At 73.2% G+C, this 24,801-nt stretch carries 26 protein-coding genes; 18 read left to right on the forward strand and 8 right to left on the reverse strand.

Annotated elements, in window-relative coordinates; genetic code table 11:
• Positions 1-10 precede the first annotated feature (10 nt).
• The 4 genes from ACWDN5_RS14260 to ACWDN5_RS14275 form a co-directional block, all read right to left on the reverse strand.
• Positions 11-199 carry a hypothetical protein gene (locus ACWDN5_RS14260; protein WP_310972548.1) on the reverse strand — a complete coding sequence of 63 codons (189 nt, stop codon included), beginning with the start codon at positions 197-199 and terminating at the stop codon, positions 11-13.
• Positions 196-594 carry a hypothetical protein gene (locus ACWDN5_RS14265; RefSeq protein WP_310972549.1) on the reverse strand — a complete coding sequence of 133 codons (399 nt, stop codon included), beginning with the start codon at positions 592-594 and terminating at the stop codon, positions 196-198. The genes ACWDN5_RS14260 and ACWDN5_RS14265 overlap by 4 nt, the downstream gene beginning before the upstream one ends.
• A 65-nt stretch (positions 595-659) precedes the next feature.
• On the reverse strand, positions 660-2,405 hold the full coding sequence (locus ACWDN5_RS14270) for a CocE/NonD family hydrolase (protein ID WP_449676596.1): 1,746 nt from the start codon (positions 2,403-2,405) through the stop codon (positions 660-662).
• A 12-nt stretch (positions 2,406-2,417) separates the two neighbouring features.
• A complete protein-coding gene (locus ACWDN5_RS14275) occupies positions 2,418-2,948 on the reverse strand; it encodes a TetR/AcrR family transcriptional regulator (RefSeq protein ID WP_310972551.1) in 531 nt (176 codons plus the stop codon).
• 23 nt (positions 2,949-2,971) lie between these two features.
• Between ACWDN5_RS14275 and ACWDN5_RS14280 the strand changes: the two genes are divergently transcribed.
• From ACWDN5_RS14280 to ACWDN5_RS14295, 4 genes are all read left to right on the forward strand, one after another.
• Complete coding sequence (locus ACWDN5_RS14280) at positions 2,972-3,397, forward strand: SRPBCC family protein (RefSeq protein ID WP_449676597.1); 426 nt, start codon at positions 2,972-2,974, stop codon at positions 3,395-3,397.
• 40 nt (positions 3,398-3,437) lie between these two features.
• A complete protein-coding gene (locus tag ACWDN5_RS14285; protein ID WP_310972553.1) occupies positions 3,438-3,809 on the forward strand; it encodes a winged helix-turn-helix transcriptional regulator in 372 nt (123 codons plus the stop codon).
• Positions 3,810-3,927: 118 nt separating this feature from the next.
• On the forward strand, positions 3,928-7,131 hold the full coding sequence (locus ACWDN5_RS14290; RefSeq protein ID WP_449676598.1) for a tetratricopeptide repeat protein: 3,204 nt from the start codon (positions 3,928-3,930) through the stop codon (positions 7,129-7,131).
• Between the two features lie 84 nt (positions 7,132-7,215).
• Complete coding sequence (locus ACWDN5_RS14295; RefSeq protein WP_310972555.1) at positions 7,216-7,923, forward strand: M50 family metallopeptidase; 708 nt, start codon at positions 7,216-7,218, stop codon at positions 7,921-7,923.
• Here the strand turns inward: ACWDN5_RS14295 and ACWDN5_RS14300 are convergent.
• A complete protein-coding gene (locus ACWDN5_RS14300) occupies positions 7,920-8,570 on the reverse strand; it encodes a response regulator transcription factor (protein ID WP_310972556.1) in 651 nt (216 codons plus the stop codon). The two genes, ACWDN5_RS14295 and ACWDN5_RS14300, sit on opposite strands and share 4 nt — an antisense overlap.
• On the reverse strand, positions 8,545-9,780 hold the full coding sequence (locus ACWDN5_RS14305) for a sensor histidine kinase (RefSeq protein WP_449676599.1): 1,236 nt from the start codon (positions 9,778-9,780) through the stop codon (positions 8,545-8,547). The genes ACWDN5_RS14300 and ACWDN5_RS14305 overlap by 26 nt, the downstream gene beginning before the upstream one ends.
• A gap of 160 nt (positions 9,781-9,940) precedes the next feature.
• On the opposite strand from ACWDN5_RS14305, the gene ACWDN5_RS14310 reads away from it, so the two are divergent.
• Complete coding sequence (locus ACWDN5_RS14310) at positions 9,941-10,594, forward strand: GOLPH3/VPS74 family protein (RefSeq protein ID WP_449676600.1); 654 nt, start codon at positions 9,941-9,943, stop codon at positions 10,592-10,594.
• Positions 10,595-10,731: 137 nt separating this feature from the next.
• Here the strand turns inward: ACWDN5_RS14310 and ACWDN5_RS14315 are convergent, their stop codons facing one another.
• Positions 10,732-11,328 carry a TetR/AcrR family transcriptional regulator gene (locus ACWDN5_RS14315; protein WP_310972559.1) on the reverse strand — a complete coding sequence of 199 codons (597 nt, stop codon included), beginning with the start codon at positions 11,326-11,328 and terminating at the stop codon, positions 10,732-10,734.
• Positions 11,329-11,421: 93 nt separating this feature from the next.
• On the opposite strand from ACWDN5_RS14315, the gene ACWDN5_RS14320 reads away from it, so the two are divergent.
• From ACWDN5_RS14320 to ACWDN5_RS14340, 5 genes are all read left to right on the forward strand, one after another.
• A complete protein-coding gene (locus tag ACWDN5_RS14320) occupies positions 11,422-11,919 on the forward strand; it encodes a PH domain-containing protein (RefSeq protein ID WP_310972560.1) in 498 nt (165 codons plus the stop codon).
• Positions 11,916-13,379, forward strand: a complete 1,464-nt coding sequence (locus tag ACWDN5_RS14325) for a PH domain-containing protein (protein ID WP_449676601.1) — start codon at positions 11,916-11,918, stop codon at positions 13,377-13,379. The genes ACWDN5_RS14320 and ACWDN5_RS14325 overlap by 4 nt, the downstream gene beginning before the upstream one ends.
• 9 nt (positions 13,380-13,388) lie before the next feature.
• The gene (locus ACWDN5_RS14330) at positions 13,389-14,162 is read left to right on the forward strand and encodes an isocitrate lyase/PEP mutase family protein (protein WP_449676602.1); all 774 of its coding nucleotides are present in this window, start codon (positions 13,389-13,391) and stop codon (positions 14,160-14,162) included.
• 32 nt (positions 14,163-14,194) lie between these two features.
• Positions 14,195-15,208, forward strand: coding sequence for an aminotransferase class V-fold PLP-dependent enzyme (locus ACWDN5_RS14335; protein ID WP_310972563.1), 1,014 nt, complete (start codon positions 14,195-14,197; stop codon positions 15,206-15,208).
• Positions 15,209-15,320: 112 nt separating this feature from the next.
• Entirely contained in the window at positions 15,321-15,917 is a 597-nt protein-coding gene (locus ACWDN5_RS14340; protein ID WP_310972680.1) for a hypothetical protein, read from the forward strand.
• Positions 15,918-15,986: 69 nt separating this feature from the next.
• Here ACWDN5_RS14340 and ACWDN5_RS14345 read toward each other — a convergent pair whose 3' ends face one another.
• Positions 15,987-16,922: a ferritin-like domain-containing protein gene (locus ACWDN5_RS14345; protein ID WP_449676603.1), complete on the reverse strand. Its 936-nt coding sequence runs from the start codon at positions 16,920-16,922 to the stop codon at positions 15,987-15,989.
• Between the two features lie 118 nt (positions 16,923-17,040).
• On the opposite strand from ACWDN5_RS14345, the gene rimP reads away from it, so the two are divergent.
• The 8 genes from rimP to ACWDN5_RS14385 all read left to right on the forward strand — a co-directional run bounded on the left by rimP (position 17,041) and on the right by ACWDN5_RS14385 (position 24,243).
• Positions 17,041-17,574 (forward strand): ribosome maturation factor RimP, encoded by a 534-nt coding sequence (rimP, locus tag ACWDN5_RS14350; protein WP_310972565.1) that lies wholly within the window; start codon positions 17,041-17,043, stop codon positions 17,572-17,574.
• Entirely contained in the window at positions 17,571-18,617 is a 1,047-nt protein-coding gene (nusA, locus tag ACWDN5_RS14355; protein ID WP_043785288.1) for a transcription termination factor NusA, read from the forward strand. The genes rimP and nusA overlap by 4 nt, the downstream gene beginning before the upstream one ends.
• Before the next feature lie 77 nt (positions 18,618-18,694).
• Complete coding sequence (locus ACWDN5_RS14360; RefSeq protein ID WP_310972566.1) at positions 18,695-19,012, forward strand: YlxR family protein; 318 nt, start codon at positions 18,695-18,697, stop codon at positions 19,010-19,012.
• Between the two features lie 78 nt (positions 19,013-19,090).
• Positions 19,091-22,081, forward strand: a complete 2,991-nt coding sequence (infB, locus tag ACWDN5_RS14365) for a translation initiation factor IF-2 (RefSeq protein ID WP_310972681.1) — start codon at positions 19,091-19,093, stop codon at positions 22,079-22,081.
• A gap of 71 nt (positions 22,082-22,152) precedes the next feature.
• Entirely contained in the window at positions 22,153-22,446 is a 294-nt protein-coding gene (locus tag ACWDN5_RS14370; protein ID WP_003083991.1) for a DUF503 domain-containing protein, read from the forward strand.
• Positions 22,447-22,465: 19 nt separating this feature from the next.
• On the forward strand, positions 22,466-22,948 hold the full coding sequence (gene rbfA, locus ACWDN5_RS14375; protein WP_310972567.1) for a 30S ribosome-binding factor RbfA: 483 nt from the start codon (positions 22,466-22,468) through the stop codon (positions 22,946-22,948).
• 3 nt (positions 22,949-22,951) lie between these two features.
• Positions 22,952-23,770, forward strand: coding sequence for an alpha/beta hydrolase (locus tag ACWDN5_RS14380; protein WP_449676604.1), 819 nt, complete (start codon positions 22,952-22,954; stop codon positions 23,768-23,770).
• Positions 23,767-24,243 carry a hypothetical protein gene (locus ACWDN5_RS14385; RefSeq protein WP_449676605.1) on the forward strand — a complete coding sequence of 159 codons (477 nt, stop codon included), beginning with the start codon at positions 23,767-23,769 and terminating at the stop codon, positions 24,241-24,243. The genes ACWDN5_RS14380 and ACWDN5_RS14385 overlap by 4 nt, the downstream gene beginning before the upstream one ends.
• Positions 24,244-24,801 lie beyond the last annotated feature (558 nt).

Genomic DNA, 24,801 nt, shown 5'->3' on the forward strand with positions numbered 1-24,801 from the left:
CGCTAGCCGGTCAGGGCGAGCCATCGCTGTTCATGTCGGATTCGATGCCGTTCAGCGTCGACTCGATCCCGCTCAGCTCCGACGACGCCGGCGCGCTCCCGGAGTCCGGGGAGCCCATCAGGTTGTCGCGGCACGCCGAGCAGCCGAGCGCGATGAGCGCGGCGGCCCCGACCGCCGCCGCGACCCTCGCGCCCCTCACTTGGCCGGCTTGCAGTGCGCGGACGCGAACGCGTCGAGCTTCTGCTTGGCCGCGTCCAGCTCGCCGACGCGGCCCTGCCGCTTGGTGGCGCGCTGGTCCAGCTGGTCGGCGCGGGCGGTGTGCCCGGCGGCCCGCTGGTCGGCCGCGCGCGCCTTGAGGTTGGCGACCGAGCCCTTGACCTCGGCGCCGCCGTTGATCCGCTTCTTCAGGTTGTCGGCCCGCTTCTGCAGCTTCGGCACCCAGTCCGAACAGACCTGCTGCGACTCCTCGGGGCTGAGCGTGATCGGTGCCACCGGCGTCGGTGTCTCGGCCGAAGCCAGCGGCGCCGCCACCAGCAGGCAGACCGCGCTCGCCCCGCCCGCCAGCGCCAGCCGCGTCCAGGTGGTTCCTCGCATCGTTTCTCCTCGTGATCGGGGGTACGAGGAAAACTCTGGCCGGGGCGTGTACGAAGGGCGTCCGCCTAGTGTTCGGGCTTTGTAAGGCCGACGGTGACCGACGTCCGCGCGAGGTCGAACGTCAGCGTGTCGCCGAAGTCCGGCAGCGCCGGGTCGAAGAGCAGCCCGTCGGTGCCGCCGAGGAGCAGCCCGAGCCGGTGCCCCGCCGGCACGACGTGGTCGAGCGCGGTGAGGCCGAACGTCATCGTGTAGGGCCGCCCGGGGACCAGCGGTTCGCCGTGCCGCAGCGACGCGTGGTGCCCGAGGTCGGCCCAGCCGGCGGCGACGATCCGGTGGTCGACGCGCACGACGTCGGCGACGGTGTCGAGGAAGCACGCGCTGTCGGCGCCGGTGCTCGAGCCCCAGCACGACCGCGTGGCCAGGTTCTTCACCCCGCTGCCGTACTCGGCGGTGTCGCGCAGGTCGGCCGGCCCGTAGTCGACGAGCGCGACCCCGAGCCGGGCGGCGGTCTTGTCCGACGACGCCGTGATCGTCACCGACGGCGACCCGGCGATCCGCACCGGCGCGGGCAGGGCCGGGCCGGTGAACTTCGCGGCCGACACCCCGGCCGCCCACTGCTCGCGCGTGACGGCGGGGTCGTCGACGACGCTCGCCGTCCCGGACCCGGTCGGCCCCAGCGTCCCGTCTGCCGACGGGCGCAACGTCGCCGGCAGCGTGGCGGGCGGCCAGCTCCGGACGTCGGTCCACCGGTCCGGGGCGGTTTCGAGGTGCACGGCGGGCTCGCGCTCGACGCCGTTGCGCAGCCCGAGCAGCCAGCGGTCGAACCAGCGGTGCAGCGTCTCGACCCACCGCGCCCGCTGCAGGTCGAAGGGGTCGGTGTGCCCGGCCTGGCTCAGCCACGCCTTGCGCGGGACGCCGGCCCGGCCCAGCGCTTCCCAGTAGCGGGCGAACTGGTTCGGCGCCACGACCCAGTCGCCGAAGCCCTGGGCGATGAGCACGCTCGCCTGCCCGGCGCGGGGGACGTAGTGCACGCTCTGCCAGTAGGCGTTGTAGTCGCCGTTCGTGCCCGCGCGCGCCTTGAGGTCCGCCTCGAACGGCTTGCACAGCTCGGCGGCGCGCTCGTTGTAGGTGAAGGACGAGCCCGTGTTCTCCGGCGTGGCCAGGGGAGCGCCGTTCGCGATGACCTGGGCGTAGTTGTCCGCGACGCCTTCGATCGGCACGATCGTCTTCAGCCCGGCGACGCCCGAGGCGGCCATCCCGATCGCAGTCGCGCCGTCCTGGGACTTGCCGATCGCGCCGACGTTCCCGGTCGACCAATCCGCCTGCACCGGGCGGCCGCCCTCCGGGGCGTCGAACGCCTTCGCCCGGCCGCCCAGCCAGTTCACGACCGCGTTGCCGGAGCCGACGTCGTCGAAGCAGCCGGACGACCGGTTCGTCCCGCCGACGTCGGCGAGCACGACGGCGTACCCGCGCGGCACGAAGTAGTTGTCCAGGAACAGCGGGAACTGCTGCGGCCTGCCGTCCGGAGCGTACGTCTTCTTCTGCATTTCGTTGCCGCGGCCGCAGCACGCGTAGTACGGGCTGACGTCGAGGATCACCGGGACGCGCCCGCGCGTGTCCGGCCGGATGACGTCGGCGGCGATGCGGTCGGGCTTGCCGTCGTGGTCATGGTCGGTGCCGGTCTCCACCCACGCCGTCTCGCGGATCGCGTCGGCGTAGGAATAGGCCGGGCGGCTTTCCGCGGCGGCGGCCGGGGCCGCGAGCCCCGTTGTCGTGAGCGAAGCGGCCAAGAACCCCAGGATCAGTCGCATCAAGCCAGGGGATCACGGTTTTTCGTATCGGGCCAGGAACTTTTCCATCGCGGCGTCGACGGCTTCGCGGTCGCCGGTCGTGACGAGGTCGAGCAGCAGCCCGCGGGCCACGGCGAGCCCGAGCCGGGCGTGGGCGGGCCGGTCGGCCTCCGGGACGCCGAGCCGGGCGAGCCGGGCTTCGATGGGGCCGAGCCAGTCGTCGATCACGCCGTCGAGGAACTCCGCCGTGCCCGGGGTGCCGCCGAGGGCCTGGCCGTAGAGCTGGAAGAACAGCTTTTCGTTGGCGCGCAGGTCGTCATCGGTGAGCCGGCGCCAGAACTCCGACGGGTCGAGGCCGGCGAGGGCGGCGCGCTGGCGGGCCTCCACCTCCCGCGCCACCGCCGTGAGCAAGCCTTCCTTCGAGCCGAAGTGGTAGATGAGCATGCGGTGGCTGGTGCCGAGGTCCGCGGCCAGCGCCCGGAGGCTCCGGTCGGCGCCGCCGTGGTGGGCGATGTGGTCGATCGCCGCGGCGAGGAGCTTCGCCCGCGGGCTTGCGTCGATCATGTACCAGATGGTACACGTACCAAATGGTACAACGCATTTCGGTGCGTGCCCGGTCCTCCGCGCCGGCCGACACCGTGTACGCCTTGCTGAGGGACGGCGCGAGCTGGCCGAAGTGGTCGCCGCTGGGGTCGTTCGAGCTGGTCCGCGAAGGCGAGGGCGAGCCGGAGGGGCTCGGCGCGGTCCGGTTGTTCAAGACCAACGGCGTCAGCTCGTACGAGAAGATCGTCGCGCTGGAGCCCGGCCGCCGGTTCGGTTACGCGCTGGAGCGCGGCTTGCCGCTGCAGGACTACGTCGCCTACGTCGACCTCGTCCCGCGTGACGGCGGGACGGACATCCACTGGCACTCGACGTTCACGCCGAAGGTCCCCGGCACCGGCTGGTTCTACCGGTGGTTCCTCGGCTCCTTCATCAAGCGGGTGGCCGCGGGCTTGGCGCGCGCCACGGCCTGATCGGCGTGTTACTCTCCCTGGGAGAGTGAGGAGACGCGCCGTGGGTCCCGATCCGTACGACCGCAACTGCCCGACCCGCCAGCTGCTCGACCGCATCGGCGACCAGTGGACGGTCCTCATCGTCGGCGCCCTCTCCGGCGGCCCCCTCCGCTTCACCGAACTCGGCCGCCGCGTGGACGGGATCTCCCAGAAGGTGCTGACGCAGACGCTGCGCAGCCTGGTCCGCGACGGCATCCTCACCCGCACGGCGTACCCGACGATCCCGCCCAAGGTCGAGTACGAGCTGACGGCGTTGGGGCGGAACCTGTCGGAGCCGCTGGACATGCTGGACCGCTGGGCCCGGCAGCACATGGCCTCGGTCCAGGAAGCCCGGGACGCCTACGACGCGGAGCACACGCCCGCGTCCGCGTAGAGACTGATCCGTCCGGGTGACCGGTCGGCCCGTCTTCTCGGCCATCGAGGCGCGGATGGAACACTTTGCGGTTCGTCGAAGCCGTGAGCGGGGGGTGCCGGTGCCAAGGTGGGGCTGGGTGGCGTTCGCGCTGCTCGCCGGGACGGCCGTGCTCGCGGTTCCGGCCGCGCTGAAAGCGGCGGGAGCCGGGAACTCCTGGTGGGCCGGCGCCGCCGCGGGGGCCGCGGTGCTCGTGACGCCGTTCGTCAAGGTGGCCGCCGACCGGATACGCAGCCGGATTTCCCGCCGGGACGACGGCGACCTGTCGGTGGTGCACGGCTGCCTGGTGACCGCCCGCGGGAAGTTCCCGAAAGTGCGGCAGGTCGCCGATCCGCGGCGGCTGGGCGTGCACCCCGCCGCCCAGCTCGATCCCACCGGGCCCGGAGACGCCGCGGAGACGATGCCGGCGTACGTCCCGCGCGACGTCGACGAGCGGGTGCGGGCGCGGATCGCGCGCGGGGGATTCGTGCTGCTCGTCGGTGACTCGACCGCCGGGAAGTCGCGCACCGCGTTCGAGGCGATCCTGGCGACCGTCCCGGATCACGTGCTGGTGGCCCCGCAGGACCGCGGCGCGGTGAAACCCGCGCTGGAGCGCGCCATGCGGGCCGGGAACTGCGTGGTCTGGCTGGACGACGTGGAGCACTACCTGGGACCCGCGGGCCTCACCCGCGAGGTGCTGGGCCGGCTGCTGGCCGGATCGCGGCACACCGTGGTCGTGGGCACGATCCGGGCGCTCGAGCGCGCCCGGTTCGCCGATTCCGGCGGCTTGGACGAAGCGACCCGGGAGATGTACCGCGCGGCGCGCGAGACGCTGGCCCTCGTCGATGACGAGGTCCGCGTCGAGCGGCTGCTGAGCAGCGCGGAAGCCGGGCGCGCCGCCGGCTTGGCGTGGGACCCGCGGATCGCCGACGCGATGGACCACGTCGGGGAGTACGGGCTGGCCGAATACCTCGCCGCCGGCCCCGAACTGCTGCGGGCGTGGCACGACGGGTGGGACGTCGGGGCCCACCCGCGGGGCGCGGCGTTCGTGACCGCCGCGGTGGACGTGCGCCGGGCCGGCCTCGAGCCGCCGCTTTCCGGCCGGTTGCTGGAAGAACTGGCCGACGACTGCCTGCGCCGGCGCGGCGGTGACCGGCTGCGTCCCGAATCGACGGCGGCGGCCTGGGAATGGGCGTTGCGGGCCCGGCGGGCGACGACGTCACTGATGACGGGGTCCGCCAGGACCGGCTACGACGTGTTCGACTACCTGGTCGACGAGGCCCAGCACGTCGGCGGTCCGGAAGGGTACGTGCCGGAGCCGACCCTGCGCGCGGTGCTCGACATCTCCGACGGCTCCGAGGCGATGGCCATCGGGGCCACCTGCACCAGGCAGGGGCACTACGCGCTGGCGCTCGAGGCGTTTTCCCGCGCCACGCGGCGGCTGACGAGTGAACTCGGGCCCGAGCACCCCGATGCCCTGACGAGCCGGGCCAGTCTGGCCAGTGCGTTCCACGCGATGGGGCGCTTCGCGGAGGCGGAGCGGGAGACCCGCGAGGTCCTGGAAGTCCGCACGCGGGCGCTGGGGCCGGAACACCTCGACACGCTGGCCTGCCGCAACAACCTCGCCACCGCGCTCAGTGACCTGGGCAGGCTGGCTGAGGCCGAACACGAGCAGCGGGCGACGCTGGAGGTGCTGGTGCGTCTGGTCGGCACCGAGAGCTGGTACACGTTGACCGTCCGCGGCAATCTCGCCGTCATCAGCGAACGACAGGGGCGCTGGGCGGAGGCCGAGCGCGAACACCGCGCCACGCTCGACGGCATGATCCTCCTGTTCGGCGCGGAAAGCCCCGAGACCCTCAATTACCGTCACGATCTCGCGCGCGTGTTCTGCAGCTTGGGCCGCTGGGAAGAAGCAGAGCGGGAGCACCGCGCCGTCCTCGAAGCCCGCGTCCGCACTTTGGGCGCGGAGCACCCTGAGACGTTGACCAGCCGCAGCAACTTCGCGCTGGCGCTGTGCCGGCTGGGGCGGCTGGCGGAGGCCGAGCACGAAGACCGCGTCACGCTCGAAGCGCGTCGCAAGGTTCTCGGCCCGGAACATCCGAATACGTTGACCAGCCGCAACAACCTCGCGGCCGTGCTGAGCGGCCTCGGCCGGTACGAAGAAGCCGAACGCGACCACCTCGCCGTCCTCGAGGACCGCGTCCGGATCCTCGGGGCGGAGCACCCCGACACCCTGTATAGCCGCAGCAACCGCGCGTTCGACCTGTACCACCTGGGGCGGCTGGAGGAAGCCGAGCAGGAGGGCCGGGCCACACTGGAAGCGCGGACCCGGGTGCTCGGGGCGGAACACCCCGACACGCTGACGAGCCGGAACAACCTGGCGATCGTCCTGGGTGAGCTGCTCCGGTTCACGGAGGCCGAGCGCGAACAGCGCACGGTGGTCGAGGCGCGAACCCGGATCCTTGGTGCCGAGCACCCGTACACCCGGGGCAGCCGCCGCCACCACGCAACGGTCCTCCAGGGGCTCGGGCGGTGGGAGGAGGCCGTGGCCGGGCACCGGGCCGTGCTCGAAGTGACCGGCCGCGTCCTGGGGCCGGACCACCCGGACACCCTGTTCGAGCGGGACCTGCTCGCCACCGCCCTCCGCGACTCCCACCGGACGGAAGAGGCCGAGCGCGAATACCGGATCCAGGTCGAAAGCCGGACCCGCACCCTCGGCCCGGACCACGCCGACACCCTGACCAGCCGGGCCAACCGGGCGATCGCGCTCGGCGAGCTGGGCCGGCTCGCGGAGGCCGAGCGGGAACACCGCGCGGTCCTCGATCTCCGCGAGCGCACCCTCGGCCCGGACGACCGCGGCACCTTGACCAGCCGCTACCACCTCGCCAAGGTGATCGGCAAGCTCGGCCGGCTCGGCGAGGCCGAGCGGGAACACCGGGCCGAGCTCGAGACGTGTTCGCGGGTCATGGGGCCGGATCATCGCGACACCCTGCACAGCCGGGACGCGCTCATCGCCACTTTGCTCGACCTGGGCCGGCTCGCGGAGGCCGAACACGAGTTCCGCGCCGCGCTGGAGACCCGCGTGCGGGTGCTCGGCCCCACCGGCCGCGACACCGTGGTCTGCCGGCTCAACCGGGCCGGGGTGCTGCTCAAGCTGGACCGGCGGGACGAAGCCGAGCGGGAATACCGGCTGGTGAGGGCGATCTGCCGGCGGATCTTCGGCCCGGACTTCGCCACCGTGCTGGCCGGTCCGGACGCTCAGTCGATCTTCCTGGACCGCCTGGCCGAGGCCGAAGCCGGCTGAAGCGCGGCACCGTCCAGTGGACAGCTCCTGGACAATCCGCCTCGGGACGGGTTCCGCGGCGCCGTCCGCAGGGACACTGTCGCCGTGCTCAACGAGACCGTGCCCGCGCCGGGCTGGGGAGTCGTTGCCCTCACCGCGTTGTTCGCCTTCGCGGTGTCGCTGACCTCGGTCGTCACGCCGCCCTCCGGCCGGCGGAGCTTCCTGCGCAACGCCAACGTCCTGGCCACGCTGTTCCACGAAGGCGGCCACGCCCTGGTCAGCCTGCTGACCGGCGGTGACGTCACTCGGGTCGCCATCACGAGTCCGGGAGGTGGCTTCACCAACTGGAGGCAAGCGCCGGGCCTGGGCGTCGTCCTGGCCACCGCCGCCGGGTACGCGATGCCACCCCTGGCGGGGCTGGGGGCGGCGGTCCTCCTGCACCAGGGCCGCGTGACGGCCGTGCTCGTCCTGACCCTCGTCGCGCTGGTGTTCATCGTCCTGTTCACCCGGGACCTGCGCACCTTGGCCGTGGTCGTCGCGGTGGGAGCGGTGGTGTACTCGGCCCTGCGCTATGCGCCTGGATGGCTGCGCACTGCCACCGCCTACACCGAAGCCTGGCTGCTGCTGATCAGTGAGCTCGGCGGCGTGCAGGTCCTCGTCTCGAACCGCCGCGAACATGGGTTCCGCGGCCACACCGACGATGCCGCCAAGCTGGCCAAGCAGACCAAGATGCCGTCGCCGCTGTGGATCGGCGGGTGGTTCCTGCTCAACGGCTGGGCGATCTGGCACGCCGCACCCTTGCTCTTCCCCTAACGGGCCACCAGACCCGCCTCGTGCGCGAGCAAGCCCGCCTGGGTCCGGTTCGCGCAGTCCAGCTTCACCAGCATCCGGGAGACGTAGCTCTTCACCGTCGCCTCGGCCAGGTGCAGCCGGGCGGCTATGTCCGCATTGGACAGTCCGGAACCCAGGCAGGCCAGCACGTCCCGCTCCCGCTCGGTGAGTCCCGCCGTCCGGCGTCGCGCGTCTTCGCCGCGTTCGCGGCTGTCCGACGACAGCGCCACCAGGCGGCGCGCGGCCGACGGCGAGAGCACCGTGTGGCCGTCCGCCGCCACGCGGACCAGGCCGATCAGGTCCTCCGGGGGTGTCGACTTCACCAGGAAGCCCGCCGCGCCCGCGCGCAGGGCGCGGATCACGTACGTGTCCGCGTCGAACGTCGTCAGGGCCACCACCGCCGGCGGGTCCGGCATGGCCGTGATGCGGGCGATCGCGGTCAGGCCGTCCACGCCCGGCATCCGCAGGTCCATCAGCACCACGCGCGGCCGGTGCCGGACCACGGCTTCGACGGCTTCGGCGCCGTCGGCGGCCTGGGCGACCACCTCGATGTCGTCGGCCGAACCCAGGATCGTGCGCAGGTGCGCGCAGACCATCGGCTCGTCATCGACCACGAGCACCGGGATCACAGTGCGTGCCTTCCGCCGTCGGGACGTAGGCGGGCAGTATCGCACCGACCCGGAACCCGCCGCCGGGCCGCGGGCCCGCGTCGAACCGCCCGCCGACCAGTTCGACGCGCTGCCGCAGGCCGGCCAGCCCCGCGCCGGAACCGCTGCCCGCCAGCGCCGGGTCGGGCGGCTGCCGCGCCGCCGTGCTGTCGACCGAGACGTCCAGGCCACCCGGGTGGTAGCGCAGGGACACCGCCGCCGACGCGCCCGGCGCGTGCTTGCGCACGTTCGTCAGCGCCTCCTGCACGAGCCGGTAGGCGGTGCGCGCGACGGTCGGCGACACCTGCGCCGGGTCGCCGTCCACCACCAGGTCCGTCGTCACCCCGACCGACCGGGACTCCTCGACCAGCCGCGCCGGGTCGCCGGGCTGCTCCGGGCTGAGCGTCCGCGGCCCGGCCTCGGCGCCGTTGCGCAGGACGCCGACCAGGTCGCGCAGTTCGTCCAGGGCCAGCGCCCCTTCGCGGCGGATGTCCTCGGCCGCCGCCCGCGCGGCCGGGTCGGCCGACGTCACGCCGAGCGCGCCGGCGTGCAGCACCATCAGGCTGAGCCGGTGGGTGACGACGTCGTGCATCTCGCCCGCGAGCCGCCGCCGTTCCGCGGCCCGGGCCTGCTCGGCGAGCAGGTGCTGTTCGCGCTCGGCGCGTTCCGCGCGGTCGCGCAGGGATTGGAGCAGCTGCTTGCGGGCTTCGAAGTACAGCGAGGCGAGCGCCGGCAGCGCGGTGCTGAGCAGGCCGAACGGCGTGGTCGCCCAGCTCGGCGTCCACGGCCGCGCGGCGATCACGGCCAGGATGCCGGCCACCCACAGCACGGTCCGCTTGTCCAGCACCCGGGCCGCCTGCGACAGGATCACCGAGGTGATCGTCGGGACGGTCGTCAGGGCGAGCGGGTGCGGCGGCACGAGCAGGCCGGGCGCGAAGGTGTCGGCCGCGAGCATCGCGACCGCCGCCGCGATGACGAACGCGCACACCGGGCCGGGGAACCGGAACAGCAGGATCAGGGTGAGGTCGCAGGCGATCTGCAGGACCAGCCCGGCGGCCGGGCCCCACGCGCCGGTCGTCCGGTCGCCGAGGACGTAGAGGAGCGTGTTCATCCCGGCGAAGGCGAGGGCCGCGAAGATCAGCCAGTAGCCGTCGGAGCGGCTCGGCCACAGCGGCCGCCGGGCGGTGGTCACGCGGTCACGGTAACCGCTGTTCCGGGCCGCCGCCCGGGCGTGCAACTTTGGTTGCGCCCGGGTCCCCCCGTTCGTCTTCGCGATCACCTCCGTCGTCCGGTTTCGCCCGCGTGGTCCGGCGCGGTGGACTGGGGTCCGGCGACGAGGGAGGGAAACGGGGATGAGCGAGCTGTCCTTGCCGGCCCGGGCGTACCTGCTGGCCTGCGACACCGCCCGCGACCGGCTGCCGGACCGCGAGCGGGTGGCGCTGCTGGTGCGCGCGGCGGCGTTGACGGACTTGGTGCTACGCGGCCGGATCACCGACGACGGCGGCCGTCCGGTGGTCTCGGACGCCGGCGGCACCGGGCACCTGGTGCTCGACGACCTCCTCGCCGAGCTCGCCGCCGACCCGCACCGGAAGTGGCGCGCCCGGGTCCGCCGCGGGGCGCGTGAGACGTTGCGGTCCCTGGAAGCCCAGCTCGCCGCGGCGGGGGTGATTTCGCTGCGGACGTCCCGGGTCCTGGGGCTGTTCCCGCGCCGGCGTCCGGTGGTCCGCGAGCCGGCCTCGGCGGCCGCGCTCCGCGACTCGGTGCGGGCGGCGTTGCGGAGTGACGCGCCGGTGTCCGCGGACATCGCGGCCCTGACGTCGCTGGCCGCGGCGGTCGAGCTGGGCGCGGTACTGCCGCGCAGCGACCGCCGACGTCACCGCGACCGCCTGGCCCGGCTGGAGGAGCAGGCCGGGGCCGCGGTCCCGGCCCTGCGCAAGGTGATCCGCGAAGTCCGGGCCGCCCGCACGGCCGCGATCTCCGCGGCCTCGGGCGGCGGAGGCGGCTGATGCCGTGTCGACCCTTCAATCACGCGTGTCGACCCCGGGATCACGCGCGTCGACCTTTCCCGCACAGGTCGTTCGTGCTCGAAGGGTCGACACGCGTGATTGAGGAGTCGACACGCGTGATTGGCGGGTCGACACGGTCAGGGGGTGAAGAGGCGGTCGAGGTAGTAGTCCACTGTGGAGATCGCTTGGGCCGGGGTGCGGTGGCCCATCAGGATTTCCGAGCCCTGGGAGTCGGCGATCGCCCAGAGCAGGGCGGCCTCGGTCGCGGGGTCGGCCGATGCCGGGACGTCGCCCGCCTGCTGGGCCTCGCGGACTTGGCCGGCGAAGAAGTCCAGGAGTTCCGGCATGCCTTCGCCGAAGGCCTTCGCCATCGCCGGGTCCGCGATGGCCCGGATGAAGTAGGCGACGCCGATGAGGAAGTCGGCTTCGCTGTCGGGGTCGCGCGGGAGGATCTCGACCAGGCACGCGCGCAGGATCGAGCGCGGGGTCGGCGGGCCTTCGGCCAGCACCTTCGCGGTGATCCGCTCGCTGCGGAGCTTGTGCCGGTGCTCGAGGGCGTAGCGCAGCATTTCGTCCTTGGTCTTGAAGTAGTGCTGCACCGAGCCCATCGACATGCCGGCTTCGGCGGCGACCTGGCGCAGGCTGACGCCTTCCAGGCCGGCGCGCGTGGTCAGCCGTTGCAGCGCCTCGGCGATCTGCACCCGGCGCTGCTCGTGGTCCACCTGTTTCGGCACGTCCGCTCCCGTTGTCATGCGATCGCATTGCGAAAACGCGGGCTCCGCCGTTACGATGCGGTCGCATTGTAAAACAATCCCGGGGGGTGTCCGGTGGAGACCGGAAAACTACGGCTGCGGCCACCGCGTCACGCACTCGACCGCCGCGCGATCGCCTGGTGGCGTACGCAGGGAGCGCTGACGTTCGGGCCGGTCGTGCTCGTGCTCGCGGTCCTCGGCCTGCTGATCCCGCCGGCCGCGTTCTGGCTGCTGGCGCCGGCGGCGGTGGTCGCCGTGCTGGGGGTGGCGTGGTGCGCGGTCCTGCCGCGGTGGTGGTTCGGCCTGCACCGCTGGGAGGTGACCGACACGGCGGTGTACGTGCGCTCGGGATTCCTGTGGCAGGAGTGGCGGGTGGCGCCGCTGTCGCGGGTGCAGACGGTGGACACGCTGCGCGGCCCGCTCCAGCAGCGCTTCGGCCTCGCGACGGTCACGGTGACGACGGCCTCGGCGCGCGGAGCGGTCCGGCTTCGCGGGCTGGACGCGCAGGTCGCGGCGGACGTGGCGGAGCGGCTGACGGAACGCACGGACGCCACGCCGGGGGACGCGACATGAGCGGCGAGCACGAAGCCGGGTGGCGTCGTCTCGACCGGCGCACCCTCGGGGTCACCGCCGTCCTCATGGCCGGCGTCGCGATCTCCGCCGGAACGCCCGTCGCCATCGGCACCCGGTCCCTCTGGCTCCTCCCGGCCGCCGCGCTGCTCGTCGGCGCCGGCGTGCTCGTCGAATACGTCCGCTGGCGGTACACCCGCTTCCGCTGCACCGCCGAACGCCTCGAAATCGAGTTCCGGTTCGCCGTCCACACCCGCAAATCCCTGCCGCGCGAGCGAATCCGCACCGCCGACCTGACCGCCAACCCGCTGCACCGCGCGTTCGGCGTCGCGACCCTCTCCATCGGCACCGGCCGGCAGGAGCGGATCACCCTCTCCCCGCTCGCCAAGGCGGACGCCGAAGCGCTGCGCACCGAACTCCTGCACCGCGCACCGTCCACTCACGACGGTTCACTTGCGACACTCGACCCGCGCTGGATCCGTTACGCCCCGGTCTCCTTCGTCGCTCCGACGCTCGGGCTGGCCGCGTTCGGGTCCCTCTTCAAGATCGCCGACTGGTTCGGGGCCGGCGGCGGCCTCCTCCGCTGGCTCCTCGACCTCTTCGGCGACCTGCCCCTCGTCGTGAGCATCCTGCTCCTGCTCGTTCTCGCGATGGTCGTCGGCGTGGCCGGGGCGGTGGGTCTGTTCACCGAAATGTGGTGGCACTACCGGCTGGACCGCGAACCCGGCGGCACCCTGCGCGTCCGCCGCGGGCTGTTCACCACCCGGACGATCACCGTCGAGGAACGGCGCCTGCGCGGGGTCGAACTGGTCGAGCCGCTGGGTGCCCGGCTGGCCGGCGCCGCCCGCGTCGACGCCATCGCCACCGGGCTGGAACGGGACGACGACAAGACCGAGTCCAAGACACTCCTGCCCGCCGCACCGAGAGCCGACGCGCACCGGGTCGCGGCGCGGGTGCTGGGCGACCGCCTCGACGCCGTCGAGCTGGTGCCGCACCCACCCGCGGCCCGCGGACGGCGGCTGCGCTGGGCCCTGCTCACCGCGCTCACGCCGGTGCTCGTCCTGCTGCTCCTCGGCGCGCTGCTCACCGACGTCCTGCTCGTGCTCGGCGTCGCCCTCGCCGTCGTCGCGCTGCCCGTGGCCGTCCTGCTCGCCCGGGACGCCTACCGCGGCCTCGGGCACGGCCTGCGCGGCCGCTACCTGGTGACGCGCGCGGGCACGGTCCGGCGCAGCACGGCCGTCCTGGCGCGGGACGGCGTCATCGGCTGGACCGTCAAGCAGTCCGTGTTCCAGCGCCGTCGCGGGCTCGCGACGTTCACCGCGACCACCGCGGCGGGCTCCGGCGCCTACTCGATCCTCGACGCCGGCGCGGACGAAGGCCTGGAGTTCGCGGCGGACGCCGTCCCGGGGGTGCTGGCGCCGTTCCTCGAGAGTTCGGCGCCCGCCGAAGCGTCGCGGACCTAGGTTCGGGGCATGGACGACTTCCGTGCCCTGCACGTCCCCGGTTCCCCGCTGCTGCTGCCGAACGCGTGGGAGTTCGGCGTCGGCGCCTTCCTCGCCGCGCAGGGCTTCCGCGCCCTGGGCACCACCAGCCTCGGCGTCTCCGCGGCGGCGGGGGAGCCGGACGGCGCGCCCTCGACGCGCGCCGCGACCGTCGCCCTCGCCACCCGCCTGACCCGGCTGGACGTGCTGGTCAGCGTCGACCTCGCCGACGGCTTCAGCGCGGACCCGGCCGCGGTCGCCGACCTCGCGGCCGAGCTGGCGGACGCGGGCGTGGCCGGCGTCAACCTCGAGGACGGCCGGGCCGACGGCTCGCTCGCCCCGGTCGACGTCCAGTGCGCCCTGGTCACCGCGGTCAAGGAACGTGTGCCGAGCCTGTTCGTCAACGCCCGGACGGATACGCACTGGGCCGGCGACCGCTCGCTCGCCGAGGCCGAGCGGCGAGTCCGGGCGTACGCGGCGGCGGGTGCGGACGGCGTCTTCGTCCCCGGCCTCGCCGAGCCGGGCGACGTCGAGCGGATCGTCGCCGTCGGCCTGCCGCTCAACCTGCTGTTCCTGCCCGGGAAGGTGACCGTGGCCGGGCTGGCCGGCCTGGGCGTCGCGCGGGTCAGCCTGGGCTCGCTGCCGTACCGGGTCGCGCTGGCCGCCGCGGCCGAAAGCGCACTCGCGGTGCGGGACGGCCGTGCCCTGCCGCTGAGCCCGCCGTCCTACGCCGACGTCCTGGCGCTGCTGCCGAAATCGGGGTGAACCGACCGGCCGGATCTGCGAGCGTGAGGGGTATGCGCGCCTTCGGAACCGACTTCGCCGCCCCGTCCGGATACCTGAACACGCCCAGCGTGGGCGTCCCGCCCGCACCGGTGGCCGAAGCCGTGGCCGAATCGGTGGAACGGTGGCGGACCGGCGCCACCAGGCCCGGGGAGTTCGACCAGTACGTGGCGCGTTCGCGGGCCGGGTTCGCGCGGCTGCTCGGCGTCGAACCGGAGCGCGTCGCGAGCGGAGCGTCGGTCTCGCAGCTCGTCGCCAACGTCGCCGCCGCGCTGCCCGCCGGCACCCGGGTGCTCGCCGCCGAAGGCGACTTCACCAGCGTGACGTTCCCCTTCGCGGTCAACCCCGGCGTCACGGTGACCGAGGTGCCCCTGGACGTGCTGCCGGAGCGGGTCGAAGGCCACGACGTCGTCGCGGTGAGCGTGGTCCAGTCCGCCGACGGCCGGATCGTGGACCTGGCGGCGCTGCGGGCCGCGGCCGAGGCCGCCGGGGCGGCGGTGCTGCTGGACGCGACGCAGGCGGTCGGCTGGCTGCCGCTGGACGTGGCCTGGGCGGACTGGGTGGTGGGCGCCGGGTACAAGTGGCTCTGCTCGCCACGGGGCACCGCGTGGCTCGCGGTGCGGCCGGACGCGCAGGAGCGCACCCGCGCGGTCGCGGCGAACTGGTACGCGGGGGAGGACCCGTGGGCCACGGTCTACGGCCTCCCGCTGCGCCTGGCCGGCGACGCCCGCGCGTTCGACCTCTCGCCGGTCTGGCTGGCCCAGGTCGGCTCGGCCGCGGCCCTGGAGTACTTCGCCGGCCTCGACCTCGCCCAGGTCAGGGCGCACAACGCCGGCCTCGCGGACACGCTGCTGGAGAAGCTCGGGCTGCCGCCGCGCCGGACCGCGATCGTGTCGCTGGACGCCGACCCGGCGCGGGTCGCCGAGGCGGGCGTCGTGTCGAGCGTCCGCGGTGGCCGGGTGCGGGTCGGCTTCCACCTCTACAACACGCTTGACGACGTCGAACGGGTTTTACGCGCGTTCGAGTGAACCGCCGGACGCCGGTGAACTACCGTATGGCCCCGTGGTTGGTGCGCATTTCACCCCAGGCCCGTCCGACACGGCCCCGCTGGGCGCGGTCCCCCCGCAGCCCCGCCCGCCCGTGCCGGGCCCGCCGGCTCGTGACACCCGGTCCCTGCTGCTCAAGGGGGCCGGGCTGGTCGCGATCGCCGTCGTCTCCGGGCTGCTGTGGTTCCTGATCCGGCACGACTCGGCGCCGGACGAGCCGGTCGCGCAGCCGCCGGCGCAGAACACCGGGCAGTACAAGTTCACGCTGGTCGCCGGGCCGGCGAAGACGACGGACTGCGTCGAGAAGTCCTACGGCGATACGAAGGCGTTCTTCCAGGACAGCCCGTGCCAGTCGCTGGTGCGCGCGCTGTACACGACGGAGTCGGGCGGCGCGAAGGCACTGGTGTCGGTGGCGCTGGTGGGCATGCCGGACTCGTCGAAGGCGAAGGCGCTCAAGGCGCTGACCGAGCGGGACGGCACCGGCAACGTCACGGACCTGGTGAAGGACAAGACGTTCGCCGGCAGCGGCACCCCGAGCGTGAGCGGCAAGGACGCGGCGTACTCGTCGAAGGTCGACGGCACGAACACGACGATCGTGCTCGCCGACTTCTACGACAAGCACAAGGACGAGAAGCTGATCGAGAGCATCGCCGACGACGCCCTCCGCCTGTCGGCCGACCTCCACTCCTGACCCGGTCCGCCGCGGCCGGTCGTGAGTGTCAAGGCGGGTCAGAACCCGCCTTGACACTCACGACGGGGGTCAGCTCGTCCGGCCGGGCATGGCGATCGCGACCGGCTTCTCGCCCGCCTCGGAACGCCACGGCGTGCCGCGGCGGGAGGCGGCGACCAGCGCGTGCAACGCCGTGGTCCGCAACCCCGCGTCGTCGGTGTGGTCGATCACCGCGTGCCAGGCCGACGCGCAGTCGGCCTCGGCCGTCGCCACCACCTGGGACGCCGACTTCGCGTCCGTCACCGGGTTCTTCGGCACGTACGCCGCCTCGGGGGCCACCGGGGTCGCCCCGGCCGCCGCCAGCGCCGTCTGCAGGAAGTCGCGGCGCAGGGCGTGCTCCGCCGCGCCGCTCTTCTCCGCGTCGCCGAATTCGCCCGGTAGGAACGCGCTCACCAGGCCGTACACCCACACCGCGGCGTGCTCGGCCGCCAGCGCCGCCTGCAGCGGGTCCACCGCCTCCGGCGGGATCGCCCCGGCCGGGGCGGTGCCCACCTTGGGCGCGTCCTCGCCCGGGCCCAGCGCCGGGGCGATGCGCTGCAGCGACGCGCAGCCCGCCGCCACCGCCGCGACCAGCCCGGCGCGGTAGCGCGGCAGCCCGCCGACGAGGTCTTCGGCCTGCTTGCGCGCGGCCGCCAGCCGGTCCTTCAGGTCACCCAGCGCGGCGGGCGCCGGCGGCGCGGCGGACGGCGACGGCGTGGGCCGGTTCAGCCGGTCCACTTCGGACTTGAGGGCGGCCGCGTGCGTCGCGCGCGCGTCGGCGAGCTGGCCGGCGGCGTCGGCGTCGGCCCCCTTCGCCAGCGCCCGCGCGGCGTCGGCGTCGGCCTGGGCGGCGGCGAGCAGCGGCTGCAGCGGGTCGGGGCTTTCGTCGTAGCCGGGCCCGCAGGCGGCGAGGGGAACGGCCAGTGCGGCCAGCGCCCCCGCGCGGAGGGCGGTACGACGGGTCAGCTCGGTCGGTCTTCCGGTCACGCCGCCCCATCCTGCCAGGCCCCGGGGCGGCCCCGCCGCTCGCGCGGGGTGAGCGGGCGACCGGATAAGCTGGTCCACCACCGACCCGACCACCCAGCCCGAGCAAGGAGACCCCCACGTGCCAGGAGAACTCGCCAGCCGGCTTCAGCCGATAGTGGCCGAAGCCGTCACCGCCGCGGGTTTCGACCTCGATTCGTTCGAGGTGCAGCAGGCCGGCCGGCGCCAGCTGGTCAAGGTCGTCGTCGACGCCGACGACGGGGTCGGGCTGGACGAGGTCGCCGAGGTCAGCCGCAAGGTCTCGGCGGCGCTCGACGAGAACGACCACGTGCTGGCGAGCGCCTACACGCTGGAGGTCACCTCGCCGGGGCTCGACCGCCCGCTCACCCAGGCGCGGCACTGGCGGCGCGCGCGGTTCCGGCTGGTCAAGGTCACCCCGAACGACGGCGCGGCGTTCATCGGCCGGGTCGGCCACGCGGGCGAACACGCCGCCCGCGTCCTCGAAGGCGGCAAGATCCGCGACGTCCGCTACGCCGACGTGGCGAAGGCGGTCGTGGAGATCGAGTTCAAGCAGCCGCCCGCCGAGGACCTGAAACTGCTCGAAGACGACGCGTCCGGCTCGATCGCGGCCGAGACGGAGAAGGGGTCGAAGTGAACGTCGACATCGCCGCGCTGCGGGCGATCGAACGGGACAAGGACATCCCCTTCGAAACGGTGATCGAGGCCATCGAGACGGCCTTGCTCACCGCGTACAAGCACACCGAGGGCCACCAGCCGCACGCCCGCATCGACATCGACCGCAAGACGGGCCTGGTGCGCGTGCTCGCGCACACGCTGACCCACGACGGCCAGGTCGACGAGGAGTGGGACGACACCCCGGAGGGGTTCGGCCGGATCGCCGCCACCACCGCGCGCCAGGTCATCCTGCAGCGGCTGCGCGACGCCGAGCACGAGAAGACCTTCGGCGAGTTCTCCACCAAGGAGGGCGAGATCGTCGCCGGCGTCATCCAGCGCGACGCCCGCGCGAACGCGCGCGGCATGGTCGTGGTCCAGGTGGGTGACACCGAGGGCGTGCTGCCGTCCGGCGAGCAGGTCGCCGGGGAGTCCTACGAGCACGGCAGCCGGATCAAGGCGTACGTGGTCACGGTCTCGCGCAGCAACCGCGGCCCGCAGATCACGCTCTCGCGCTCGCACCCGAACCTGGTGCGCAAGCTGTTCGCGCTCGAGGTGCCGGAAATCGCCGACGGGACGGTCGAGATCGCCGCCGTCGCGCGCGAGCCGGGACACCGCACGAAGATCGCGGTCAAGTCCACCGTGCCGGGCGTCAACGCCAAGGGCGCCTGCATCGGCCCGGTCGGCGCGCGCGTGCGCAACGTGATGAGCGAGCTGGCCGGTGAGAAGATCGACATCATCGACTACTCCGAGGACCCCGCTCGCTTCGTCGGGAATGCGCTGTCGCCCGCGAAGGTTGTCTCGGTACGAGTCGTGGACGAGCGGGCGAAGACGGCCCGTGTCGTGGTGCCGGACTTCCAGCTGTCGCTGGCGATCGGCAAGGAGGGCCAGAACGCCCGCCTCGCCGCCCGCCTGACCGGCTGGCGGATCGACATCCGCAGCGACGCCGCACCGGCGGACGACGAGGGTGATCAAGACCACGCCCGTCCGCCGCGGCCCGCCGCGACAACCGGTTCGGCTGAGTGAAGGTCGAAGCGCTAGACTCAGGAGTGGTTCGAAGCCCGCGGCGGGTAGCCGGGCACCAGCCCCACCGGAATTCCCCGGTGCGGACTTGTGTCGGCTGCAAGCGGCGGGCATTGATCGGTGAGCTGCTGCGCGTGGTCGCGGTGGCCGGGCGGGTGGTCGTCGACGAGCGTCGGCGGCTGCCGGGCCGGGGGGCTTGGCTGCACCCCGACCCGGACTGCCTGGCCAAGGCCGAACGGCGGCGAGCCTTCCCGAGGGCCCTGCGGGCTCCCGGGGCGGCCGACGCCTCGGAGGTCCGCGAGCACGTCGGGCGCACCACCCCGCACCACGAACCCGGGATGTCCCCGGGGTCGCGAGGAAGCAAGGAAGCAGGTCGACCCGTCATGAGTCAGCCGTGAAGCTGAAGCCATGAGCGTCAGACAATAAGGACGAGGTCAGCGGGTTTTCCGCCTGGCCTCCCCTAGATGAGGAGAGTTGTGCCAGGCAAGGCCCGCGTACACGAGCTCGCGAAGGAGCTCGGCATCACCAGCAAGGACGTGCTCGCGAAGTTGAAGGAACAGGGCGAGTTCGTCAAGTCCGCGTCGTCCACGGTCGAGGCGCCCGTCGCCCGCCGTCTCCGGGACGCGTACGCCCCCAAGGGCGCCAAGAAGCCCACGCCCACCCCCGGCCCGTCGGCGCGCCCCGGCCCGCCGGCCGCGAAGCCCGGACCCGCTGCCCCGAAGCCCCCCGCGCCTGCCCAGCAGGCTCCGGCGGCCCAGGCGGCGCCCGCTCCGGCCGCGTCGGCTCCGGCGGCACCCCAGCAGCAGGCGCCCGCGGCGTCGAAGCCGGCCACCCCGGGGCAGCGCCCCGGCCCCCGGCCCGGCCCGCGCCCGGCTCCGGCCGCACCCCAGCAGCAGGTCCCGGCCGCCAAAGCCGAGACTCCGGCTGCGCCCAAGCAGGACACCCCGGCCGCGCCCGCGCAGGGCACCGGTTCGGTCGTCCCGCCGAAGCCGCAGGGCCCCAAGCCCGGCGGTCCCAAGCCCGGCCCGCGCACGCCGCGCGTCGGCAACAACCCGTTCGGCGTCGGTTCCGGCGCCCCGGCCCCGCGTCCGCAGGCTCCGCGCCCCGGTGGCGGCCAGGGCGGCGACAACCGGCCCCCGCGTCCCGGCGGTGGCGCCGGCGGTGACCGTCCGGCCCCGCGGCCGGGTGGTGGCGCCGGTGGCAACCGGCCGAGCCCGGGCAACATGCCCCCGCGGCCGAACCCCGGCATGATGCCGGGCCGCACGCAGCGTCCCGCCGGTCCCGGTGGCGGCGCCCGCGGTGGCCCCGGTGGCGGCGCCCGTGGCGGCCCCGGTGGCGGCGGTCGTCCCGGTGGCGGCGGCGGTTTCCGCGGCGGTCCCGGTGGTGGCGGCGGCGGTGGCTTCCGCGGCGGTCCCGGTGGCGGCGGCGGTGGCGGCGGCTTCCGCCCGGGTGGCGGCGGTCCCGGTGGGGGCGGTGCCCCGGCCGGTGGCGGCGGCTTCCGCGGTGGCGGCGGCGGTCGTGGCGGCCCCGGTGGCCGTGGCGGTACCGCGGGTGCCTTCGGGCGTCCCGGTGGTCCCTCGCGCAAGGGCCGCAAGTCGAAGCGGCAGAAGCGCCAGGAGTACATGGACAACATGCAGGCGCCCAGCGTCGGCGGCGTCCGCCTGCCCAAGGGCAGTGGCGAGACGATCCGGCTGCCGCGCGGTGCCTCGCTGACCGACTTCGCCGAGAAGATCGACGCCAACCCGGCTTCGCTGGTGCAGGTGCTCTTTCACCTCGGCGAGATGGTCACCGCGACGCAGTCCGTGTCGGACGACATCCTCGAGCTGCTCGGCGGCGAAATGAACTACAACGTTCAGGTCGTCAGCCCCGAGGAGGAGGACCGCGAGCTCCTGGAGACCTTCGACATCACGTATGGCGAAGACTCCGGCGAGGAAGAGGACCTGCAGGTCCGGCCGCCCGTCGTGACCATCATGGGTCACGTCGACCACGGTAAGACCCGCCTGCTCGACACGATCCGGAAGACGAAGGTCCGCGAGAGCGAGGCCGGCGGCATCACGCAGCACATCGGTGCGTACCAGATCGAGACCGAGCTCGAGGGCAACCCGCGCCTGATCACCTTCATCGACACCCCGGGTCACGAGGCGTTCACCGCCATGCGTGCCCGTGGCGCGAACTCGACCGACATCGCGGTGATCGTGGTGGCGGCCGACGACGGTGTGATGCCGCAGACGGTCGAGGCGATCAACCACGCGCAGGCCGCCAAGGCCCCGATCGTGGTCGCGATCAACAAGATCGACAAGGAAGGCGCGAACCCGGACAAGATCCGGCAGCAGCTGACCGAGTACGGCCTGGTCGCCGAGGAGTACGGCGGCGACACGATGTTCGTCGAGATCTCCGCGCGGCAGAACATCAATATCGACGGCCTGCTCGAGGCGATCCTGCTGACCGCCGACGCCGCTCTGGACCTCCGGGCCAACCCGGACATGGAGGCCCAGGGTGTCGCGATCGAGGCGCACCTGGACCGAGGCCGCGGCCCGGTGGCCACCGTCCTGGTCCAGCGCGGCACGCTGCGCGTCGGTGACTCGGTCGTGGCGGGTGACGCCTACGGCCGCGTCCGCCGGATGGTCGACGAGCACAACGTCGACGTCACCGAGGCGCTGCCGTCGCGGCCCGTCCAGGTCATCGGGTTCACCTCGGTGCCGGGCGCGGGCGACACCTTCCTGGTGGTCGACGAGGACCGCGTCGCCCGGCAGATCGCCGAGCGCCGCTCCGCTCGTACGCGCAACGCGCTCAACGCGTCGCGCCGCAAGCGGGTCAGCCTCGAGGACCTCGACTCCGCCTTGAAGGAGACGAACAGCCTCAACCTGATCATCAAGGGTGACAACTCGGGTACGGTCGAGGCCCTCGAAGCCTCGCTGCTCCAGCTGGACGTCGGTGACGAGGTCGAGCTGAACGTGGTCCACCGCGGTGTCGGTGGCGTGACCGAGTCGGACATCGACCTGGCGACCGCGTCCGACGCGATCGTCCTCGGGTTCAACGTCCGGGCCCAGGGCAAGGCGACCGAGCGGGCCACCCGCGAGGGCGTCGACGTCCGGTACTACACGGTCATCTACCAGGCGATCGACGAGATCGAGCAGGCCCTCAAGGGCATGCTCAAGCCGGAGTACGAAGAGGTCGAGCTGGGCCGCGCGGAGGTCCGCGAGGTCTTCAAGTCCTCCAAGATCGGCACGATCGCGGGTTGCCTGGTCATGTCCGGCGAGATCCGGCGCAACGCCCGGGCGCGTCTGCTCCGCGACGGCACCGTCGTGGCGGAGAACCTGCCGATCAGCTCGCTGCGGCGGTTCAAGGACGACGTGGTCGAGGTCCGCGAGGGCTACGAGTGCGGTCTGACGCTCGGTTCGTACGGTGACATCAAGGTCGACGACATCATCGAGACCTACGAGCAGCGCGAGAAGCCTCGCGCGTAAGGATGTCCGGCACCGGGTGTGCGCTTCCCGCGCACACCCGGTGCTTCCCAACTACACCACCAAAACTGCCTATGTTCGTCGGAGCTCTCGAGCTCGACATCCTGCTCGGCGACGTCCATTCGCTGAAGCAGAAGCGATCCGTGGTCCGTCCGGTGCTGGCCGAGGTGCGCAAGCGCTTCGCCGTGTCGGTGGCCGAAGCCGGGCACACCGACCTGCACCGCCGGACTCTCATCGGGGTGGCCGTGGTCGCCGAAGGTGGCGAGCACGTCCGGGACGTGCTCGACTCGTGTGAGCGGTACGTGGCGAGCCGGCCGGAGTTCGAACTGCTTTCCGCGCGCCGCCGGCTGCTCGGTCCGGACGATTAGCACTTTCTAGGAGAACGACATGGCCGATCCTGCTCGGGCTCGCAAGCTCGCCAAGCGGATCTCGCAGATCGTCGCGTCGGCGATCGAACACGAGGTCAAGGACGCCCGCCTGGACTACGTGACCATCACGGACACGAAGGTCACCGGCGACCTGCACGACGCCACGGTGTACTACACGGTGCTCGGCGAGAAGCTGGATTCCGTGCCGGACTTCGCCGGCGCGGCCGCCGCGCTCGAATCGGCGCGCGGGATGCTGCGCACCAAGGTCGGGCAGGGCACCGGCGTCCGCTACACGCCGACGCTGACGTTCGTCGCCGACACGATTCCCGAGGAGTCGAAGCGGATCGAGGACCTGCTGGCCAAGGCCCGGGAGGCCGACGCCGAGGTGGCGCGGCGCGCGGCCGAAGCCCAGCACGCGGGCGACGCCGACCCGTACAAGGCCCCTCGCGAGGCCGAAGACGCCGAAGACGACGAGTTCGCGGAGGAGGAGAGCCGGGGCTGACCCGTGCTCTCCCGCCGCGGCCTGCTCGCCGGCAGCGCACTGGCGCTGCTGGCGGGCTGCTCGTCTTCCGAACCTCCTCCCGGACCGCCCCCGGTACCGGCGCCGAGCCGCCCTTCGGCGTTGCCCGGGCCGGTGACGGTCCAGCGCATGCCCTCGGCAGCCCGCGGCACCGACGTCGACCTGGTGCTGATCACCCCGTCCGGGGTGCCGGCCGCGGGGTTGCCGGTCTGCCTCGCCCTGCACGGCCGCGGTGCTCAGGCGCGGACGTTCCTCTCCCTCGGCGTCCCCGACGTCCTGACGGCGGCTGTCCGCGCCGGAACCCCGCCGTTCGCGATCGCGGCCGTCGATGGTGACCACTATTGGGTGAATGTCGGCGGCGGTGACGACCCGCAGCGCATGCTCACCGACGAAGTGCCCGCCTGGCTGGCGGCTTGCGACCTGCGTCCGCCGTCGGCGGTGTTCGGCATCTCGATGGGCGGCTTCGGGGCGTTGCGGTTCGCCCGGGCCCACCCGGACGTGAAGGCGGTGGCGACGGCGAGCGCGGCGCTGTTCGTCAGCTGGCCGGATGCCCGCAGCCGCAAGGTGTTCGCGGACGAAAAGAACTGGCGCGCGGAGGAACCCCTGCTGCACACTGCCGATCTGCGCCCCGCGGGCCTCGGCGTGTGGTGCGGCGAGTCGGACCCGTTCCTGGGCGCGGATCGTCGCTTGGTGAAGGCGGTTTCGCCGGAAGTGTCCCGGTTTTCGCCGGGCGAGCACAACGACGAGTACTGGCGGGGCGTGCTGCCGGAGATCGTGGAGTTCGTGGGGGAGCGCGTGGCATGACCGACCCGTCCGGCCTGTCCAAGGCGGTGTGGACCGACGCCGACTTCCCGCAGATGGGCTGGCACGACAGCCGCATCCACGCGATCGCCCTCACCGAGGACGACGACCTCCCGCCGGGCCGGCTCTCGCTGGACTTGGACTACCTCGTCCGCTGGGTCGAGCCGGCCCGCCGGCAGAAGCACTTCACGTTCTGGGTCGCCCCGGCCACCCTGGTGTTCGACCAGGCCTGGGACATCACCGGCGACGTCGGCCCCCTGTACGGCGGCTTGGAGGTCGCGGACCTCCACCGCCTCGACCCACCGGACGACCAGCCGTACCCCGCCTGGCACCTGGAGGGGCACGAGTTCGAGCTGAAGTTCCGGGCCCGCGGCTTCCGGCAGTACATCCGCCGGCCGCCGCAGCACGTCGACCGGCAGGTCCTGACCCTGCCCGAGCGCGGGGGACTCAGCTTCGCCGAGCAGGCGTTCGTTTAGGTCCGGGCGAAGGCGCCGGAGTACTCGCCTCCCTGGGGCCGGGTGCCGCTTCGGTCGGGCCGACTTCCGCGCCGACCCAGCCCTGGAACGTGCCCGCGTCGTCGATCACCTGCAGCAGCGGGCGCACGTGGCTGTTGAGCAGGTCGCGGCCGTCGTAGGACAGGCATCGCATCTGAACTCGGCGGTCGCCCGCTGTCGGTCAGTTTCTGCACGCAGGCGGCGTACCCCGGGGTGGACGGGGCCCCGCAGCAGGGTGCCGCGTCGCAGCCCGCGTTCTTCTGCACGTACCCGAGGCACGTCGCGTCGTTGCAGGTGTTCCAGGGGCCGACCCGGGGGCCAGGGCGGTGATCTTCTTGTTGTTCCAGCTCTGCGCCTCGTACACGTACGACGGCTGGGTGGTGCGGATGCTGCTCATCGACGCCTTAATGGTCTGCGTCAGCGAGGCGTTGCAGCCGTACGCGTACCCGCCAGTGATCGAGTACGTGTCGGTCACCAGCTGCATCCGGCCCAGGCCCGGGCGCAGCTCGGAGACCGCCGAGGTTCACCGCGGTCATCGAG

The sequence above is a fragment of the Amycolatopsis sp. NPDC003731 genome, assembly GCF_053586895.1.